Here is a 19173-nt window from a genome sequence, read left to right on the forward strand (position 1 = left end):
GAGGACAGAATGGCAAAATTTGCAAACGAAAGCGGCATACAAGACGTCGTCCTGGAAAAGGCCATGCAGAAGGCGTATCTGGAATACTCCATGAGCGTCATCGTGGCCCGGGCCCTGCCCGACGTGCGCGACGGCTTAAAGCCCGTTCACCGCAGAATACTCTACGGCATGCAGCAGCTGGGCCTCGCCCCCGATAAGCCCCACCGTAAGTCCGCGCGGCTGGTCGGGGACGTAATGGGTAAGTACCACCCCCACGGCGACTCCTCGATCTACGACGCGGTGGTGCGCCTCGCCCAGGACTTCAGCATCCGCTATCCTCTGGCAGACGGTCAGGGAAACTTCGGTTCTATGGACGGCGACAGTGCCGCGGCCATGCGTTATACCGAGGTGCGCATGAGCAAACTCGCCACCGAGATGCTCAGAGACATCAACAAAGACACCGTGGACTTCGTGCCCAACTTCGACGAAGAAGACACCGAACCCGCGGTACTGCCGTCGCGCTTTCCCAATCTCCTGGTCAACGGCGCCGCCGGCATCGCCGTAGGGATGGCGACCAATATGGCGCCCCACAATATGAACGAGGTCATCGACGGCACCATCGCCTATATCGACGACGAGGACATCAGCCTCGAAGAACTGATGAAACATATCAAGGGACCGGATTTTCCCACCGGCGCCTTTATTATGGGAAAAGAGGGCATCGTCGAAGCCTATAAGACCGGACGGGGCAAGCTCACCGTCCGCGCCCGGGCGGAAATCGAGCCCTACAAGTCCAAACACCGCATCGTCGTCACTGAAGTTCCCTATCAGGTTAACAAGGCAAAAGTCATCGAAAAAATCGCGGAACTCGTCAAGGACAAAAAACTCGACGGCATCAGCGACATACGCGACGAATCCAACCGCCAGGGCGTGCGTTTGGTGATCGAACTTAAGCGCGACGCCAACCCCAATGTGGTCTTAAACCGCCTCTATAAAGAGACACAACTACAGATCACCTTCGGCATCATCAATCTCGCGTTGGTGGACGGCGTGCCCAAAGAACTCAGCCTAAAAGAGCTGATCCACTACTATGTCGAGCACCAGCGCGAAGTCGTCACCCGCAGGACCGAATACGACCTCGCCAAGGCGAAGGCGCGGGTGCACGTGATCGAAGGGCTTAAACTCGCCATCGACCATATCGACGAAATCATCGAGATCGTCCGCAGCTTCCGCACCGACGACGAGATCAAGGCGGAATTTACCAAGCGATTCGGTTTAAGCGACATTCAGGGACAGGCGATCCTCGATATGCGGATCAAGCGATTAAGCGGTCTGCAGGTAGAAAAGCTGGAAGAGGAATACCGGGAGCTGCTCGCCCTGATCGAAGCGCTGGAAAATATCCTCTCCCATCCGAAGATCCTCGACGGAAAGATCAAAGAAGAGCTGTTGGAGATCAAGGAAAAATTCGGCGATCTGCGCCGCACCGTGATCGCAAGAAGCGAGGGAGAGGTAGAGGATATCGACCTGATCGACGAAGAGGAAGTGGTCGTCACCCTCACCAATTCCGGCTATATTAAGCGCATGCCCGAAGGCACCTACAAGCCCCAGCACCGCGGCGGACAGGGGATCAGCGCGCTGAACAAAAAATCCGATGATTTCGTCACCAGTCTGTTTATCACCTCGACATTGGATCAGATCCTCTTCTTTACGGATCGCGGTCGGGTGTATAAAAAACTCGCCTACGAAATTCCCGCCGCCGGCAGAAACGCCAAGGGCACAGCCATCGTGAATCTATTGCAGCTGGAAGACGGCGAGCAAGTGGAATTTATCGTGCCCATTTCCGAGGTGGACGATACGGACAGCTTGGTCTTAATGACGAAGTTCGGCTATGTGAAAAAGACGGACATCGTAGAGTATCAAAACATCCGCAAAAACGGCTTGATCGCCATCGGCTTACGAGAAGGCGACAGCGTCGTGGGCGGCCACCAAATCAAGGGCGGCGAAGACTTGATGGCAGTCACCCGCATGGGCATGTGTCTGCGGTTTCAAGAAGCGGATCTCAGGAGCCAGGGCAGAAGCGCCATGGGCGTGATCGCCATTCGACCGGACGAAGGCGACGAGGTCGTGAGCTTTGTCATTCCCGAGGAAAACAAGACCCTCGCCGTGATCAGCGAAAAGGGCTACGGAAAGCGCACCGCCATCGACGAATACAAGGTGCAAAACCGCGGCGGCAAGGGCCTTTTGACCTACCGCGTCAAGGAAAAGACGGGGGCGCTGGTCTCCGCCAAAATGCTCGAGGAGAAGGATCAGATGATGATGATCACCGAAGACGGCACCATTATCCGCATTCTCGCCGAATCCGTCTCCTGTCTCGGACGGGCCACCTCGGGGGTAAAACTGATGAATATCAAAGACAGTCGCATCGTAGCCGTGGCCGAATATATCGGCGAAGAATAGAGTAGTATTGCGGCGCTGCGGCCCGAAGGGTATACTGTAAAGAGACAATATAGGAGGATGCCATGTTTAATCTGGAAATACGTGACGAAGGCAATCGACTTCGCATGATCCCCACCGGGGAAATGGATATGTACTACACCCCGCAGTTTAAAGAACAGGCGGTAAAGGCCTATACGGAGAATAAAAAAGATATACTCATCGACGGCGCGGATTTGGAATACGTCGACTCCACCGGCCTGGGCGGGTTTATGTATTTGTTGAATGTGGTCAAAGAACAGGGACACGAGATCGCCATATCGAATCTCGATCCCAATGTAAAAAAGCTCTTTACCATCACGAAATTGGACAAAATGTTTACGATCGAAGGGGATGCGTAATGGCGGATCGAGTATCGGTAAAGATTCCGGCAAAAGCCGCCTATCTCTCCTTGGCGCGCCTGTGCGCGTCGGGGATCTGTGCCAATGCCGATGTGGATATGGATACGCTCGCAGACATTCGACTGATCTTAACCGAAAGCTGCAATCTCTCGTTTCGGATCGGAAGAAGCGAGGAGATTACGATCGTCTTGCTGCCGCAGGAAGACGGATTGGAATTTCGCGTATCCGGCATTGCCGAGCGGGATTTGGAAGACGACGAAATGCTCAGAATTTCTTCTATGATTATCGAATCCCTGGCGGATTCCGTGTCCTTCGGAGAAGACGAGATCGTCGTCGTAAAAAAATTCGGAGACTGATATGGACAAAGAAGCATATTACAGCATGGATCTCCCGCTCTCGAAAGAGACGCGCAAAGAACTTTTTGCGGAATATGCGGAAACCGGCGATAAGGAAACGCGCGATATCCTCATCGAGGAGCACCTGTATATCGCAGAAATTCTGGCGAAGAAATATACGGGCAAGGGCATCGACTACGACGATATCTTTCAAGTGGCCTCTATGGGCTTAATCTTTGCCGTCGAGCGCTACGATCCGAGCAAGGGATTCGAATTTTCTTCATTTGCCACGCCGACCATCATCGGCGAGATCAAAAAATATTTCCGCGACAAGGGCTGGACCATACGGGTGCCCCGCCGGGTGCAGGAGCTGTCGAAAAAGATCAACGACGCCAAGGTCACCCTGGCGCAAAAAGAACAGAAGACGCCGACGATCACAGAGATCGCCGAGTTTTTGGACGTCTCTACCGCCGAGGTCTTGGAGGTGATGGAGGCATCCAAGGTCTATTCGCCCGAAAGTCTCGATATGACCTACGATTCCGGCGGCGACGACCGCGAAATGAACAAGGGCGATCGGATCGGCGTGGAAGAGAGCTATTTTCAAAAGGTCGAACTCAACGACTTTTTGGAGCGGGCCATGGAAAAATTTAACGACGTGGAAAAGACCATTTTGATCGACCGCTATCATCACCGAAAGACCCAGGTTTCCATCGCGGAAAAATTGGGGATTTCGCAGATGACCGTCAGCCGCATCGAAAAAAAGATTTTAGAGAAAATGCGTAAAGAAGTCGAAAAATCGGGAGAGATGTAATGAACCGAAAGAGCAATGTGCTCATCCTGAATAAGCTCCTCTACGTGTTGGAACTCGTGATGTGCGGCGTGATCATTTTGGGGATCGTGATGTCGATCCCCGATCTGTTCAAGTATATGCTCGCCATCGTAAACAGCTCAAAGGACTCCAGCTACCAGCTGTTTCAGAATTTCTTAAGCCACGTCCTGTTAATGGTCATTGGCTTGGAATTCGTGGCGATGTTGATCGCCCACGAGGAATTTCAGATCATCTACATTATGGTTATGGTGGTGGCGCGAAAAATGTTGGTTTATGGCGATACCACCACGGACCTGTTTATCGGCGTCGCCGGCATCGCCGTATTGTTTATCGTACGCAAGTATTTTATGATGCACAAAATCCTCTCCAACGCCGGCGTGGGTATTTTTGAGGCGTCTACGACCCTAAAGGATGTAAACATCCATCTTGTCGAAGACATCCCCGCCTCGGAGGGAACACTGGGGGACTATGTCTTTTCGCTGATGGAAGAAAACGACGCCGTGGAACCCGGTACGGTGGTCGAAGACGAACTCTACGCCTATCAGATCGAAACCGTCGAAGAGGGCGGGATGCGTTTGATCGCCGTGGAGAAGAAAAAATAAAAGAAATCCCGGTAAAAATATGGATAAACTATGTAATTATCATAGGTTGACAATATATAAGAGAGCAAGTAAACTGGATGTTGTGGAGCTGTAGCTCAGTAGGATAGAGCGGTGCCCTCCTAAGGCGCGTGTCGGGGGTTCGATTCCTCTCAGCTCCGCCATTGCATATCGGAAATCCGTTGAACGCTTTTCGATCGGGAAGAATAAAAAAGAACAATGTCCGAAAGGCTTGTTCTTTTGTTATTTAATGGAAATTTCATATAAATTTCATACAATAGTCCGTATAATGTAATGTGAAATCGTAAGAATTTGTTTGGAATCGGGTAGGTATAGAGTGGATACCCGAATGAATCTGTTGCTTTACGAAGGCGTCGCAACGACGATCCTCCGTTTCAGTAAAGGAAAAGGTGATATCGTGGACAATAAAGAAAGATCCCTTTCAGAAGTAATGAATTCGATCTACTTAAAATATAAACTAAACTTCTATCAAAATCTCTACCGCAACAACAGCAATCGGAAGGATTCCTTGACGGTGATGGAAAAGTTCTGTGCCGAGGCGATCTATGCGCTGCACGGCCCCACCATCAACCAGTTGGCGAGCTTTATCCGCGTCAGCCAACCCAATGCGGCCTATAAGGTCAACAATTTGGTGAAAAAGGGCCATGTGGAAAAGGTGCGGAGCCAAAAGGACCGCAGACAGACCCATCTCTTTGTGACCGAAAAGTTTAAGACCTATTATCTGGTAAATTTCGAATACGTCGATACCATTATCGAACGCTTGAAGGAAAAGGTCTCGGAAGAAAAGCTCGAGGCCTTTCAAGAGGTGCTCGAGGCCATGGACGACGGTCTTTTGGAAGAGGTTTCCCGGGAGATGGACAAGCACTATTACAATCCGTATCTAAAAGGGTGATTCGATGGACAAGGGACGCGTGCGCAAATTCCGCAGACTGCAACAGGAAATCGAAGAGGCGCAGCGGGAATACACCGCTTCGTTTTTGCGCGCCTTAAACGAGCGGACCGATAGCGACGAGGACATTCTCGCCTTAGAAGAGTCCCACGCGGTGCTTTTGGGTGAGATCGAAAAATTAAAGCGCATCCTCGCGCGTCCGTACGACATCGAAGAAAACGAGATCGAAAAATCCGATCGCCCCATGCGACCCGCGGAGTAAAGAGACCTTCGGGTCTTTTTTTATTGGATTGGGGGGCGCGCATTTTCCTCGCCCGGCAAAGGGGTATATCCCGAGTAGAAACAATAGAAAGGAAGATACTATGGATATTCGTTTTGACGAATCGGCCCATCGCGCCTACGCCCTAGATGGCGACAAAGAAATCGGGGAAAGTACCTACTCCCCTTCGGAAAAGTATTGGATTATCGACCATACCGAGGTCGATAAGGCTTATGGCGGCCAAGGCATCGCCAAGAAACTGGTCGATGCGGTGGTCGATGCGGCGAGAGAGCGGGGCACAAAGATTATGGCCACCTGTCCCTACGCGCTGAAACTCTTCCAATCCAGCGACGCCTACGACGACGTGCTCTACAAATAAGCCCATTCCATTCAACCCGTTTGTATCTTCGGATAGAAACGGGTTTTTTATGCTTTTTTGTCTGTGTCTATGATATGATGAGCACAGATAGGAATCAGATGTATGTATTGGGAGGATTGTATGAAATTTGCGGAACGGGTCGCCGAACCCCTAAAGACCACCGGCGAAATCGGCATATTGCAGATGAACATTACGGGGAAATGTAATCTTCGCTGCGCCCACTGTCACGTTATGAAAAATTCCGAGCACGAAATCATGTCCGATGCGACCTTGGACAAATGCGTAGAGGCGCTCGAAAAACACGGCTTTCGCACCGTCGACATCACCGGCGGAGAGCCCACCACCCATCCGAAGATCGTGCCCCTGTTAAAGAAGGCGCTCGAGACGGTGGACGAGGTGATCTTACGGACCAACGCCGTAGATATCGACGCGAACCCCGCGTTGATGGCGCTGTTGGACGAAGAAGACATCCACGTCGTGGTCTCTTTGCCCTGCTACACCCAGGAAAATGTGGACGCACAGCGGGGAGACGGCACCTATGAGAAGGTCCTCGCCAATCTGAAGCGACTGAACGAAATGGGATACGGAGACAAAAAGCATCTGTCCTTGGTCTACAATCCCCTCGGGGCATTTTTGCCCGGACCGCAAGTCGGTCTGGAGGCGGATTACAAGGAATACTTGGGCGAAAAAGGGGTCCGCTTTACCGATCTCTACACCATTACCAATATGCCCATGGGCTTTTTTGCGGACAAACTGAAGGAAGAGGGATTGGAAGCGGAGTATCGCAAACTCCTCGAGGACAATTTCAATCCGGAGACGGTCGAAAATGTCATGTGTCGCTACCAAATCTCCGTAGATCCCGCGGGCAATATCTACGACTGCGACTTTCACCAGGCGGAGGGCATTCGCGCCAATGGCCCCCGCACCATCGACGAGGTGCTCGAATCAGACGACCTCGGCCGAGAAATCGTCTGGGTGGATTACTGCTACGGTTGCACCGCAGGGAGCGGTTCCAGTTGCGGCGGCGCCTTGGAATAATTTGATACGCGCATTATAAAAGGAGTCCCGCAGGACTCCTTTTATAATGCCTTTTTCAGTTGCTCTATGACAGCGAGGACGTCTTCTTCTTCCAAGTCGTCGCCCTTTAAACGCAGCGCCTTGGACGCTTCGATCGCCTCTTCTCGCTCCTTGCTCGGCGCATCTTCCTGTTTTTTCAGGGCCTCTTTGACCAAGGGGAGCATCTGCGACCAGGCGTTGACCACGGCGTTTTCCCGCTGGATGTGGTGCAGCAGATATGCGAAGGTCCAGTCCTTGGAGGTTTCGGTGAGCGCCGCTTTGTGGGGAAAGATTTCGCCTTCTTTTCGGAGCGCGAGGAGCATATTCTGCAGCGCTTCCGAGGAAAGAGAGACGAACAGCAGCATTTCCTCTTGGATGGGCTCTGCGGTCTTTCCGGTCTTTTCGTAGCCTTCCAGCCCCGCGAGATAGCCGACCAATTCGCCGATTTCATCTTCTTCTACCGCGCGGGTTTCGATGTCCATCGACTTCGCCACGCGCAGCAAGGTGTCTCTTCTATCGGGATCTTCGATCCCGTAATATACGATCTTTGCCATACGGCCTCCTTATTGTTTCTTCGGATAAAAGACAGTTTGTATTTCGTAAAACTCTCGCAGGCCTTCCTCGGCCCCTTCGCGGCCGATGCCGCTTTCTTTAAACCCGCCGAAGGGCGCGTTTTGGGAACGCGTGCCATCGCCTACGATCACTTGTCCCGCGCGGATTTTGGCGGCTGCTGCCAGCGCCTCTTCGTCGTCGGGACCGAACACCATGGCGGAAAGGCCGTAAATGGTGTCGTTTGCGATCTGAACCGCATCGTCCACGTCGTCGTAGGGGATCAGGCAGAGTACCGGCCCGAAGATTTCGTCCCGGGCGATGGTCATATGATTGTCCACATCGGTAAAGATCACCGGGTCCACGGCGTAGTCGCGGCCGTTAAATGTAGGAACTTCTCCCAATAGGACCTTGGCCCCCTCTTCGATGCCCAGCTTTACATAGCGACGCACCTTTTCGAATTGGTCTTTGCCGTTTAAGACGCCCACCCGGGTGTCGGGATCCTTGGGGTTGCCGAATGTGTATTCGTCGGTGAGATCTTTCAAAATGCGTTCGTAGCTCTCTTTTTCTGCGGCGGGTACCAGCATACGGCTGTGGGCCGAGCAAGTCTGTCCCACGTTCAGATAGAGAGTATCGAGCAGGCTCTTTGCGTACTTGCGCTTTTTCTCCTCGTCGATTCCCGGCAAAAAGAGGCCCGGGCTCTTGCCGCCCATCTCGAGCAGAATCCGCTTGGTGGTAGAGGTAAGCCCCAGGGCGCCCACTCCTTTGCCGCCGTCGGTGGATCCGGTAAAGGAGATCGCATCGACGCGCGGGTCTTTGGCGAGGAGATTGCCGACCTCGCTCCCCTTTCCCGGAAGTAGGGTAAAGACCCCGGCGGGAAGATTCGCCGCCGATGCCGCCTCGGCCCAGAAGTAGGCGGTCAGGGGCGCGGATTTCGAGGGCTTTAGGATGACGGAATTCCCCGCGAGTAAGGCGGGAATGACCTTCCGGACGATTTGGCCGAAGGGGTAGTTCCAGGGCGTAAGCGCCGCCACGACGCCCAAGGGCCGGAGGTATACGTCGTATCCGTCCCGATGTTCTACGGTAGAGAGCGCCTCGTGATCGGCGAGAAAGCCGCGCATGGCGGGGGTGTAGATTTCGAGATGGCCCTTTAGGGCAAAACGCTCGGTGCATCCCAGTTCCCGCGCGAGGATCGGGGCGATCTCGGAATAGGCGCCCACGAGATACTCGACCATAGCGGCGACCGCTTCCCTCCGCTCGGCGGGATCGGTGTTCTGCCAGATGTGATACCCCCGTACGGCGCTTTCGATGGCGCGGTCTACATCTTCCGGTCCGCTCCTGGGCACCCGGGCAATGATCGAAAGATCCGCCGGGTCTTCCACTTCGATATAGGCTTCACTCAGCGGCGCGGTGTAGCCGCCGTCGAGATACAGTTTGTCAAAATCCATGGCTTCCCCTCTCTAATTTTCGTAAAGACTCGTGTTTTGTGTGGATTTTGCATTCCTCTATATAACTACCCGCGGCCATGGGCTTTAATCGAAGGACGCTCGATCGGCGAATTCTCGGAAAGGTGATATAATAGGTCGGGAAAGGGGAGCGGCAATGAATATTTCGATACCGATGTTTAACACGCTGATGGATTTTTTGGAAAAAGAAGACCCCGATTGTGCCGCCTCTCTCTACGAGACGGCCGATGCGGAGTCCGACTATGTATTGGAGGCGATGGGGATTCGCGGCATGGAAGAAGTGGAGATCGATCCCGCTATTTTTGCCGGAAAAAAAGAGCCCCTCTGCGCGGCGTGCGAGGAGGCCCTGGCGGCATACGACCCCGCGCTGAGCTATATCGATGCGCGGGAGTGCGGCAGTCTGGATTTGGTGCATGCATTTTTTCAGCAGCTCTCCGAAACGGCGCCCGATCAACGGCGATAGGCCTTCTGCTTGGACCAGCTTAGTTTCGTGTATCCTTCGGGAATCACGGCGGCATTGATCAGATAACGGTGTTTTACGAGCTCCAGCATGGGGCGGTCGGCGGAGAGGGAGTCGCTATAGGCGACGCTGTTGTCGTAGTCGATCTCGATGCCCTTTTCGGTGAGATGGGCGAGGATATTGTCTACCTTTACCGCGTGTTTGTTGTTTTCCCCGACGATCCGATATTCTGCGTCGGTTTCGGTGCCGATAATATGGTCGAAGGGGAGAAAGTCTTTGATATATTGTAGATAGTCCTGGGCCGAAGCGGAGACCAACATCAGATAATAGCCTTCGGCTTTGAGGCGGCGGATCTCCTCGATCGCCTCTTCAAAGGCGTATGCCATCACATTGTCTTTTACAAAGGCCTTGAGTTCGGCCGGCGTATAGTGGCCGATCATAGAGAGGAATTCTTCTTTGATCGCCTTTTTTAAGTCGTCCCGCCGTCCGGCGAAGACGTGGCCCAGACAGTGTCTGTATAGATTTCTGCGAAATCCCGGCTTTTTCTTGGCGGTTTTTTCGTACAAGATCAGGATCGAATCCTTGGCGATGACGGTTTTGTCGAAGTCGAACAGGGCGATTTTTCGTTTCATTGTACCTCCTCGTCGTGGTTCTAAGGGTATTGTAAACCATCGGCGCGAAAAAGTCAGAGGGTATACCTTCGGGAAAGAATTTTGGTATAGTAGTAGGGTGTTGCCATGGCGACGATTTTACACGTAGATATGGACGCATTTTTTGCGGCGGTCGAAATCCTCGACCGGCCGTCGCTTTCGCATGTGCCCCTCGCCGTCGGGGGCGATCATCCCTCGGGCATCGTCGCCACGGCGAGCTATGCGGCGAGAAAATACGGCATCCACTCCGCCATGCCCATGTTTATGGCAAAGAGCCTCTGCCCCGATCTGGTGGTGGTGCCTGCGAGAAAGGGGCGTTATAGCGAAAAGAGCCGCGAGGTATTTGCGATCCTCGCCTCCTACGGCTATCCGCTGGAGCAGGTCTCTATCGACGAGGCGTATTTGGATCTTACAAAAGAGGAAAGGCCCGTTCCCACGGCGCGGGCCATGCAAGATCGGGTGCGAAAAGAGACCGGGCTCAGCATGAGCTGCGGCCTCTCGTACAACAAATTCCTCGCCAAGCTCGCCTCGGATATGGACAAGCCGGCGGGCTTTACCGTGATTGAAAGAAAAGACGCCCCCGCGATCCTTGCGGCACTGCCGGTGGGAAAGATCCACGGCATCGGCGAAAAGACCGAGGAAAAATTGCATCATCTGGGCATCCATACCGGTGCGGACCTAAAGGCGCTGGAGCGGGAATTTTTGGAGCGGGAATTCGGCAAGTCCGGCCGCCTGCTCTATGAGCGGATCCGCGGAATCGACCGCCGCAAGGTAGAAACCGAGCGGAAGCGAAAGAGCATCGGCTGCGAGGAGACCTTTCGCGGCAATCGCGACCGCGATTTTTTTGTCGAAAAGCTCGCGGCCTATAGCCGAGAGACCGCAGAAAACATGGAAAAAAAGGGATTTGCCGGCGCCTATACCGTGACGGTAAAGATCAAGACGGCGGATTTCGAGATCCATACCAAATCCCGCACCTTCGAGCGGCCCGTCGTCGGCGCGGATGCCCTATACGACGCCGCATCGACGCTGTTTTTTTCGCTCTACGAAGGCGAAAAGCTCCGCCTGTTGGGGCTGAGTGCGTCGAATCTCGTACAAACAGCCACGCGACAATTGCGTTTTTTATAGGAGGTCCCGTGAGAACCGAAACATTTCAATCCGTAAAGGATATTTTTGTAAACTATATTTCCCAATTCCCCATAGAGATCCTGGAGTATTCTGAAGAGAGGGTATACGCGCGTTGGACGGTGGAGGAAAAGGACTTTAATGCCCTGGGGATCGCCCATGGCGGCGCCATCCTTTCGGTGGCTGATACCCTGGCGGGGGCGTTGGGATTTTCCCGCAATCATCTGGTGACCAAGGACCTGCACTTTTACTACCATCGTCCCGTCGAAAAAAAAGATACCTATTTCCGCTGCCGATATGCCAAGGCGGGCCGTCGGTCGTCGTTGATCGAGGTAGAGGTATTACAGGATGAAAAGCTCTGCGCCAAGGGATTTTTTACCATGGTGGAACTATAAGGAGGAACTATGACGTCGAAATTCCGTAGAATCGAAGATTCCGTAGACCACCGCCTATTGGACCAATCGAAGATCGAGTTTTTGGAGACCGCAGACGACCACTTGCGGGCCCGCTGGATTGTTTGGCCCGAGGCGCTCAACACCATCGGCATCTGCCACGGTATGATTCCCTTCGGCATGGCCGATACCATTGCGGCGGTGCTTTCCAATCGCGAAGAGATCAAAGTCACCAAAGACGGCACCTGTTTTTATCACCGCACTATGTACGAGGGACCGGTGGACGCCTATGCCTTTTACCAAAAAAAAGGGAAGGTCAATTCGGTGGTCGAGGTCGTCTTTTCCCAAGACGGCAAGCGCTGCTTTCAGGCGGTATTTACCATGGCGGGGGTAAGAGACGGCCTGCGGGCGGAACTGGAGGGAAAGGATGACGCGTAATCGCGCCCACGGGCTCTTGCTTTTGACGTCACTGATCTGGGGCTTTGCGTTTGTCCTCCAGGTTTCAGGGATGGACCACATTCACCCCTTTGCGCTGAATGTGCACAGAAATTTTATTGCGGGGGCCTTTTTGCTCGGGCTGCTTTTTTTTGTGCCCGCCTTTCGTAGGCCCGGTGCGGATAAAAAGCGCACCATCCTCGGCGGCATCGCCTGTGGGCTCTTCCTCGCCGTCGCCATGGCGCTGCAGCAATACGGGTTGATGTCCACCACCGCCGGCAAAGGCGGCTTTATCACCGCCCTATATATCGTACTGGTGCCCGTCGGGGGCATTGTGCTGAAAAAGACCGTCACCAAAAAGACCTGGATCGCCGTGGCGCTCGCCGCATTGGGGCTGTATTTTATCAGCGTCAAAAACGCAGGCGCCTTTTCTATGGAAGCGGGAGATTTTCTCGTATTTCTCTCGGCGATTTGCTTTGCCGCGCATATCCTTTTGATCGACTTTTTGGCGCCTGTGATCGACGGCGTGCTGATGAGCTGCATCCAATTTTTTGTGGCGGGGATCGGCTCCTTTCTGCTTTTGTGCCTAAGCGGCGGCTCCCTCTACGGCGACTTTGGGGCGGCGCTTCCCGCCATACTGTACCTAGGCATTCTTTCGAGCGGCGTGGGATTTACCTTGCAGATCGTCGCCCAAAAGTATACCGAACCCACCACCGCGAGCCTGATTCTGAGTCTGGAATCCCTCTTTGCCCTTTTGGGCGGCGTGCTCTTTCTCTCCGAGCGCATGAGCGCGCGGGAAACTTTGGGCTCGATACTGCTTTTTATCGCCATTGTATTGGCGCAGATGCCGACGGACGGGTTTCGAAGAAAAGGCGCCAAAAAATCCCGCTTTTGAGCCGATATTTTTCTCTCTCTTTCGGTTTTGTGTAGGGAATCCAAAAAATGGGGTATATGCATACAAAGCGTTTGCGATGTAAAAAAGGGGGTTTCCCATGCCGTGTCGATATTGCGGCAATGAATCCCCCGCCGGAGACAAATTTTGTGCATCCTGCGGCACGCCCCTCGTATACCCTTTGGGAAACACAAACGAGGCGGCAAAAGCGGATGGGCAAGGCGCATCCGACGGGATCAGTCAAGAAAAGAGGGAGAGTATGGCAAAGAACGATATGGATCGCAACCAAGAAAAAACGAAACAGGCACAAGACGTATACGGACAGGAAACGCTACGGGAAGGGGAACACGGACCGATGAAGGCGGACTCGAACACGGAACCCGCCGTGGGCAAATTCTCCGCCAACAAGGCAGAAAGCGACGCGGCGGTGGACGAAGTGTACGCCGGGAAGGTAAAACCCACGGGAGCGGAGGACGGGTACGAAAACGCCGGCCTTCGGGAAGGGGAACACGGCCCGATGAAGGCGGATTCGAACACGGAACCCGCCGTGGGCAAATTCTCTGCGAAGGGCAAGGCAGAAAGCGACGCGGCGGTGGACGAAGTGTATGCCGGAAAGGTAAAACCCACGGGCGCGGAAGACGGGTACGAAAACGCCGGCCTTCGGGAAGGGGAACACGGTCCCATGAAGGCGGATTCGAACACCCAGCCCTTGGGCGATAAAAAGCTCGCCCAAGACAATGCCCGCACCGTGAACCGGAATCGTGCACCGGAAAAGGACACCGAGAGCGATACCGACGAAATTCGCCGCGAGCTGGACAAAGAGCGCGCCGAAGAGGCGAGAGAAGAGGCGGTCAAAGAGCGCAAGGAACGCATGGATTCCGTCGACACCGACGAAATCATGCGGGAAAAGGAACGCGAAAAGTCCTCCATGAACCCGATTCTTTTGGTCGTCCTCGTCGCCATCGTCGCCTTTATCGTCTATAAGTTCTTCGTAAAATAATGGATCTGCAAGAACGCCTTCTCGATGCCGCCACAGAAACCCACAAGCGGTTTATGGAAAACTTGCTTCCCGACATTCCGTCGGATACAATCTTAGGGGTCAAGACCGGAACTTTGCGAGAGATGGCCAAGGGGCTGCCGCGCACTTTTTTGGACGAGCTGCCCCATCGCTACTATGAGGAGAATCTGCTCCACAGCTTTATGATCAACGATCTGCCGGCGAAGGAGTTGATTTTTCGCATCGAGGCGTTTTTTCCGTATGTGGACAATTGGGCGGTCACCGACAGTATCTCGCCCAAGGCGATCTCGCGCCATCCCCGCTCCTATCTGCCCGTATTTCGGGATTGGGCGCGGGAAGCGCGTCCGTTTCCGGCCCGGGTGGGGATCGTCCTCGCCCTGCGCCATTTGGGCACCGATCCGGACTATCTGATCGACGAGATGGCAAAGATTCACCACGAAAACTATTATGTGCAGATGGCATTGGGATGGTTTTTCGCCGAGGCGCTCCTCTATCGAAAGGAGCGAGTCTTCGCCCTATTGGCGGCGGAGGATTTTCCGAGCGCTGTTCGCAAAAAGACGATACAAAAAGCGCGGGAGAGCCGGCGGATACCGGACGAAGTCAAAGAAGCTCTGTTACCATACAGATAATCGCAACGGCTCCCTTCGGGGAGCTGTTTTATTGAAGGAGAGGCGAAATAAAGCTATGATATATGCGGATTATGCGGCGACGGCACCCCTTCGAAAAGAGGTACTCGAGGCGATGCTCCCCTATCTGCGCGCGCATTGGGGCAATCCTTCGAGCATCCACGCGCCGGGGAGGGCGGCAAAAAACGCCGTAGAGACCGCGCGCCTGGCGGTGGCGGAACTCTTCGGCGTCTCTATGGGCGAGGTGTTCTTTACCGGAAGCGGAACGGAAGCGGACAATATCGCGATCTTCAGCGTCTTTTCTGCCAAAACGGCATCCCCCGGCCATATGATCACCACCGCCATCGAGCACGAAGCGGTGCTGGAGTGCGCCCGCGCCCTCGAAAAATCAGGCGTAGAGGTGAGCTATCTCGCGCCCGATGCCCATGGCGTAGTATCCGCCGAGCAGGTGAAGGACGCCCTGCGCGAAGACACGTTTTTGGTGAGCGTTATGGCGGTCAACAACGAACTCGGCACCGTGCAGCCCGTGCGCGAAATCTATGAATCCATCGGCGGTCGCGTGCCTCTGCACGTGGATGCGGTGCAGGCCGCCGGTCATATGCCTATAGAGAGCTACGCTTTTGCGGATCTGTTTTCGATCTCCGCCCATAAATTTTCCGGGCCCAAGGGCGTGGGGGCGCTGATTTCGCGTATGCCCCTTACGCCCCGCACCTTCGGCGGCGGACAGGAGCGGGGAATCCGCAGCGGTACCGAAAACGTGGCGGGGATTATCGGCCTAAAGACGGCCCTAGCCCTCGCCGAGGCGGAACGGGAAGAAAGCACAGAAAAAGTGCGCGCCCTTTCCACGTATTTGCGCAAAGCGTTCGCCGATCGAAAGGGACTTACGCTCACCGTCCCCGACGCCGATCCCCGGATCGTACACCTCTTGGTCGAGGGGATCGACCGCGACGTGCTGCTCTTTCAGCTCGATCAGCGGGGTTTGTACGCTTCGGCGGGCAGCGCCTGCCAGGCGGGGGCCTCTACCGAGGGGCATGTGATGGCGGCGATGGGGATTTCGACAAAGGACAAGGCGCCCCTGCGCTTGTCGCTGGATGCGCGAAACACGATGGAAGAAATGGAAGAGATCGTTGAAATTATCGATGCGGTCTTAGACGGGAGGAAAGAATGAGCCGGGTATTGGTCGCCATGAGCGGCGGCGTGGACAGTTCCGTCTGCGCCTACCTCTTGCAAAAAGCCGGACACGAATGTATCGGCGTAACCATGAAATTGTACGAAAACGAGACCGTAAAGAGAAACAGCCATACCTGCTGTTCCTTAGACGACATCGACGACGCCCGCATGGTGGCGGCAAAACTAGGGATGGACTATTTCGTCTACGATTTTTCGGCGCGCTTTCAAGAAGAGGTCATCGAAAAATTCATTCGCTATTACGAAAAGGGCTGGACGCCCAATCCCTGTATCGACTGCAATCGGTTCTTAAAATTCGAAGACCTGTATGCGCGGGCGAAGGCGCTGGACTGCGACTATATCGCCACCGGCCACTATGCAGTGATCTTTCGGGACGAAGAGACCGGAAGATATGGACTCAAAAAGGGGAAAACGCCCGAAAAGGACCAATCCTACGTCCTCTACAGCCTGAGCCAGGAACAACTGGCGCATACGCTGTTTCCCTTGGGGGAAATGGACAAAAAAGAAGTGCGCGCCATCGCGGAATCGGCGGGCTTGGTCAACGCCAAAAAACACGATAGCCAGGACATCTGCTTCGTGCCCGACGGCGACTATAAGGGCTTTTTGGAGGACTTCGGAAAGAAGAGCTACCCGGCGGGAGACATCGTCGATCAAAAGGGAAATGTGCTGGGCAAACACGACGGCGCGGTGGGCTACACCATCGGCCAACGAAAGGGCCTCGGCGTGGCGGCGGGCCATCCCCTCTACGTCCTCGACAAGGATATGGAAAAGAATCAAATCGTCGTCGGTCCCAAAGAAGCGCTGATGAAGCGCGAACTCGACGCCGAAGACTTCCATTGGCTCAGCGCGGCGCCTGCCGATACCATGGAGGTGACGGCGCGGACGCGCTATCACGGCAAGGAGACCGCCGCGACCCTGATCAACCGAAAAGACGGCAAGGTCACCATTCGTTTTCACGAGCCCCACGGCGCCATCGCCGACGGACAGGCGGTAGTATGTTACGACAACGATGTGGTCGTCGGCGGCGGCACCATCGTGTCCTCGAGATAAAAGGCGGTGTAGTATGTTTTTAGAAGACTATCAAAAAGAAATGCGCTTTCAGCTGGCGCCCGTTCGCTTAAGCGAAGAAGAGATTATCGCATATGCGAAAGTACACGACCCGCGGCCGATCCACATCGATCCCGAGGCGGCAAAAAAGAGTCGCTTCGGCGGGATTATCGCCTCGGGCTTTCACACCTTAAACCTCTGCTGGGGGCAGTGGGTGCACACCAAGCTCGATGAAGAGGGCGTCGTCGCCGGCATCGGCATGAACTATCTTCGCTGGCACAAGCCCGTCTATCCCGATATGGACCTCTATACGACCCTCGAAGTGAGAGACATCGAAGAAAAACGGGGCGGCGAGTACGGCGTGGTGCATATGGACGTCTATGTGCAGGACGAGGACGGAGAAATGGTCATGGAACACGACGCCTTGGTGCTCGTGGTCTCTCGAAAAGCGGGTGCTAAAGAGGGCAAAAACACACAATAGAATTCAATATACAATATTAACAAAGAGGTTGGAAAACGGTTGATTCAATTATTTCGGTTAATTTACGGGAAACAAGAAATATATCGGGAAAACCAAATCATTTTTAATCGAAACCTCAGAATTTCTTCATTTTCTAGAGTTCACGTTCAATATTCTGTATAATAAACGAAGAAACGAATAGAATTGAGGAGTGAACTTATGAATAACAACAAGACAAAAGACGTCCTCGTCGTGGGCCTCGCCCTGTTCGCCATCTTTTTCGGAGCCGGAAATCTGATTTTCCCTCCCTATTTGGGATTCCACGCCGGAGACCAATGGTTCTCCGTCATGCTCGGCTTCCTCTTGGCGGATCCCGTAATTCCCGTCATCACTTTGGTCGTTACCATCTTCGCCGGCGGCAAGGCGGTCGACTTGGGACGCAGAGTCAACTATCCCTTTGCGGTCGTACTCGCGGCGGCTGCCATGATCAGCGTCGGACCCGCTTTCGCGATTCCGAGAACCGCTGCCACCACGCACGAAGTCGGCGTACTGCAATTTTTCCCCGGCACCCCGATTTGGGTCACCTCGCTGATATTTTTCGGCATCACCTTGGCCCTGTCGATTAAGGAAACCGGCGTTATCGATATTATCGGTAAGTATATTACCCCTGCACTCTTAGTATTTTTAGGCCTGATTATCGTAAAGGCCATCATCACCCCCATCGGGCCGATCCTTCCGGCAGAAGGCACCGGCTACTTTACCGAAGGGGTAAAGGAAGGCTATCAGACCATGGACGCCATGGTGTCCTTGCTCTGTACCGCCATCGTAACCGGCGACTTGCTCCGAAAGGGCTACGGAAGCGCCTCTCCGAAGGAAAAGAAGAGCATCATCGTACAGGTCTCCGCGATCTCTATGATTCTCCTCTTCCTCGTCTACGGCGGCTTGACCTTTGTCGGCGCCCAAGCGGGCAGCCTCTTCCCCAAAGACGCCACCCGGGTACAACTGCTCGTCGGTTCGGTCGAACTCTTATTCGGCAGCTGGGGCAAACTCGCTCTGGGGGTTGCGGTCAGCTTGGCCTGTCTTACCACCTCCGTCGGACTCACCTCGGCGGCGGGAAATTTCTTCAACTCCGTTTCGAACAATAAGTGGAAATACGAATACGTCGTTATTGCCAGTGTCATCGTGAGCTTCACATTCTCCCTCGTGGGGGTAGAAGGCATCATTAGTCTGGCGGGTCCGGTACTCGACATCGTCTATCCCGCGATCATCGCCATGTCCTTTATCATGATCTTCGACAAAAAGCTGCACTACGACGCCTCTATTATCGGTATGGCCGTAGGCACCATCCTCGCGGCGGGCATTACCACCATCTACAATGCCTCCGGCGCGCTGGAAGGTTTGGCGAACTTCGTCAACTCTATGCCCCTCGCCGAATTCGGCTTTGCATGGCTCTTGCCGGGCCTTGTGGGTACGCTGATCGGCACCCTGCTGGGGAAATATGCCGGCATCGGCAAGACCAGAGACCAACACGATATTCGTTCCGCCTTTTAGGCGACGACGTCAAAAGCACCTTCGGGTGCTTTTTTTGTACCCGCCATCGAAAAATTTGCGAAATACGCGGCGATTCTTTTCTCAGAAAGGGATTCCCGGGCGGAATATTATTTTCAATCGTTTTCCTATACATAAAA

23 protein-coding genes and 1 tRNA gene are annotated in these 19173 nt (G+C 54.1%); 21 read left to right on the forward strand and 3 right to left on the reverse strand.

What is annotated here, in order from left to right; translation table 11 throughout:
* Nucleotides 1–9 precede the first annotated feature (9 nt).
* The 10 genes from gyrA to arsS all read left to right on the forward strand — a co-directional run bounded on the left by gyrA (nucleotide 10) and on the right by arsS (nucleotide 7162).
* Complete coding sequence (gyrA, locus tag QO008_RS04420) at nucleotides 10–2436, forward strand: DNA gyrase subunit A (protein ID WP_307384732.1); 2427 nt, start codon at nucleotides 10–12, stop codon at nucleotides 2434–2436.
* 62 nt (nucleotides 2437–2498) lie between these two features.
* Nucleotides 2499–2813, forward strand: a complete 315-nt coding sequence (locus tag QO008_RS04425) for an STAS domain-containing protein (protein ID WP_307384733.1) — start codon at nucleotides 2499–2501, stop codon at nucleotides 2811–2813.
* Nucleotides 2813–3169, forward strand: coding sequence for an ATP-binding protein (locus tag QO008_RS04430; protein WP_126464498.1), 357 nt, complete (start codon nucleotides 2813–2815; stop codon nucleotides 3167–3169). The genes QO008_RS04425 and QO008_RS04430 overlap by 1 nt, the downstream gene beginning before the upstream one ends.
* Before the next feature lies 1 nt (nucleotide 3170).
* Nucleotides 3171–3959 (forward strand): SigB/SigF/SigG family RNA polymerase sigma factor, encoded by a 789-nt coding sequence (locus tag QO008_RS04435; protein WP_126464499.1) that lies wholly within the window; start codon nucleotides 3171–3173, stop codon nucleotides 3957–3959.
* Entirely contained in the window at nucleotides 3959–4579 is a 621-nt protein-coding gene (locus QO008_RS04440; protein ID WP_126464500.1) for a phosphate-starvation-inducible PsiE family protein, read from the forward strand. The genes QO008_RS04435 and QO008_RS04440 overlap by 1 nt, the downstream gene beginning before the upstream one ends.
* Before the next feature lie 84 nt (nucleotides 4580–4663).
* Nucleotides 4664–4740: transfer RNA gene (locus QO008_RS04445), tRNA-Arg, on the forward strand.
* 254 nt (nucleotides 4741–4994) lie between these two features.
* Entirely contained in the window at nucleotides 4995–5489 is a 495-nt protein-coding gene (locus tag QO008_RS04450; RefSeq protein ID WP_164715145.1) for a MarR family winged helix-turn-helix transcriptional regulator, read from the forward strand.
* A 4-nt stretch (nucleotides 5490–5493) separates the two neighbouring features.
* Complete coding sequence (locus QO008_RS04455; RefSeq protein ID WP_307384738.1) at nucleotides 5494–5748, forward strand: hypothetical protein; 255 nt, start codon at nucleotides 5494–5496, stop codon at nucleotides 5746–5748.
* 100 nt (nucleotides 5749–5848) lie between these two features.
* On the forward strand, nucleotides 5849–6124 hold the full coding sequence (locus QO008_RS04460; RefSeq protein ID WP_126464503.1) for a GNAT family N-acetyltransferase: 276 nt from the start codon (nucleotides 5849–5851) through the stop codon (nucleotides 6122–6124).
* A 120-nt stretch (nucleotides 6125–6244) separates the two neighbouring features.
* Nucleotides 6245–7162 (forward strand): arsenosugar biosynthesis radical SAM (seleno)protein ArsS, encoded by a 918-nt coding sequence (gene arsS, locus QO008_RS04465; RefSeq protein ID WP_307384741.1) that lies wholly within the window; start codon nucleotides 6245–6247, stop codon nucleotides 7160–7162.
* A 41-nt stretch (nucleotides 7163–7203) separates the two neighbouring features.
* Here the strand turns inward: arsS and QO008_RS04470 are convergent, their stop codons facing one another.
* Together QO008_RS04470 and QO008_RS04475 are read right to left on the reverse strand one after the other, a co-directional pair.
* The gene (locus tag QO008_RS04470; protein ID WP_307384743.1) at nucleotides 7204–7734 is read right to left on the reverse strand and encodes a DUF3783 domain-containing protein; all 531 of its coding nucleotides are present in this window, start codon (nucleotides 7732–7734) and stop codon (nucleotides 7204–7206) included.
* Between the two features lie 9 nt (nucleotides 7735–7743).
* The gene (locus tag QO008_RS04475) at nucleotides 7744–9177 is read right to left on the reverse strand and encodes an aldehyde dehydrogenase family protein (protein ID WP_126464506.1); all 1434 of its coding nucleotides are present in this window, start codon (nucleotides 9175–9177) and stop codon (nucleotides 7744–7746) included.
* A gap of 154 nt (nucleotides 9178–9331) precedes the next feature.
* On the opposite strand from QO008_RS04475, the gene QO008_RS04480 reads away from it, so the two are divergent.
* Nucleotides 9332–9658 (forward strand): hypothetical protein, encoded by a 327-nt coding sequence (locus QO008_RS04480; RefSeq protein ID WP_307384745.1) that lies wholly within the window; start codon nucleotides 9332–9334, stop codon nucleotides 9656–9658.
* On the opposite strand, the gene QO008_RS04485 is transcribed toward QO008_RS04480, so the two are convergent.
* Complete coding sequence (locus QO008_RS04485; RefSeq protein WP_126464508.1) at nucleotides 9646–10287, reverse strand: HAD family hydrolase; 642 nt, start codon at nucleotides 10285–10287, stop codon at nucleotides 9646–9648. The genes QO008_RS04480 and QO008_RS04485 overlap by 13 nt on opposite strands.
* Nucleotides 10288–10392: 105 nt before the next feature.
* Between QO008_RS04485 and QO008_RS04490 the strand changes: the two genes are divergently transcribed.
* From QO008_RS04490 to brnQ, 10 genes are all read left to right on the forward strand, one after another.
* A complete protein-coding gene (locus QO008_RS04490) occupies nucleotides 10393–11430 on the forward strand; it encodes a DNA polymerase IV (RefSeq protein WP_126464509.1) in 1038 nt (345 codons plus the stop codon).
* Between the two features lie 8 nt (nucleotides 11431–11438).
* A complete protein-coding gene (locus QO008_RS04495) occupies nucleotides 11439–11822 on the forward strand; it encodes a PaaI family thioesterase (RefSeq protein ID WP_164715146.1) in 384 nt (127 codons plus the stop codon).
* A gap of 9 nt (nucleotides 11823–11831) precedes the next feature.
* Complete coding sequence (locus QO008_RS04500) at nucleotides 11832–12257, forward strand: PaaI family thioesterase (RefSeq protein WP_126464511.1); 426 nt, start codon at nucleotides 11832–11834, stop codon at nucleotides 12255–12257.
* Nucleotides 12247–13149 carry a DMT family transporter gene (locus QO008_RS04505; protein WP_307384749.1) on the forward strand — a complete coding sequence of 301 codons (903 nt, stop codon included), beginning with the start codon at nucleotides 12247–12249 and terminating at the stop codon, nucleotides 13147–13149. Before QO008_RS04500 ends, QO008_RS04505 begins: the two co-directional genes overlap by 11 nt.
* 256 nt (nucleotides 13150–13405) lie before the next feature.
* Nucleotides 13406–14146 (forward strand): hypothetical protein, encoded by a 741-nt coding sequence (locus QO008_RS04510; RefSeq protein WP_307384751.1) that lies wholly within the window; start codon nucleotides 13406–13408, stop codon nucleotides 14144–14146.
* Nucleotides 14146–14793 carry a DNA alkylation repair protein gene (locus tag QO008_RS04515; RefSeq protein WP_307384753.1) on the forward strand — a complete coding sequence of 216 codons (648 nt, stop codon included), beginning with the start codon at nucleotides 14146–14148 and terminating at the stop codon, nucleotides 14791–14793. Before QO008_RS04510 ends, QO008_RS04515 begins: the two co-directional genes overlap by 1 nt.
* 55 nt (nucleotides 14794–14848) lie before the next feature.
* The gene (locus tag QO008_RS04520; protein WP_307384755.1) at nucleotides 14849–15958 is read left to right on the forward strand and encodes a cysteine desulfurase family protein; all 1110 of its coding nucleotides are present in this window, start codon (nucleotides 14849–14851) and stop codon (nucleotides 15956–15958) included.
* A complete protein-coding gene (gene mnmA, locus QO008_RS04525) occupies nucleotides 15955–17028 on the forward strand; it encodes a tRNA 2-thiouridine(34) synthase MnmA (RefSeq protein WP_307384756.1) in 1074 nt (357 codons plus the stop codon). The genes QO008_RS04520 and mnmA overlap by 4 nt, the downstream gene beginning before the upstream one ends.
* 13 nt (nucleotides 17029–17041) lie before the next feature.
* Entirely contained in the window at nucleotides 17042–17506 is a 465-nt protein-coding gene (locus QO008_RS04530; protein WP_164715148.1) for a MaoC/PaaZ C-terminal domain-containing protein, read from the forward strand.
* Between the two features lie 198 nt (nucleotides 17507–17704).
* Nucleotides 17705–19036: a branched-chain amino acid transport system II carrier protein gene (gene brnQ / locus QO008_RS04535; RefSeq protein WP_307384759.1), complete on the forward strand. Its 1332-nt coding sequence runs from the start codon at nucleotides 17705–17707 to the stop codon at nucleotides 19034–19036.
* Nucleotides 19037–19173 lie beyond the last annotated feature (137 nt).

This window comes from Aedoeadaptatus ivorii (assembly GCF_030815095.1).
GTDB lineage: Bacteria > Bacillota > Clostridia > Tissierellales > Peptoniphilaceae > Aedoeadaptatus > Aedoeadaptatus ivorii.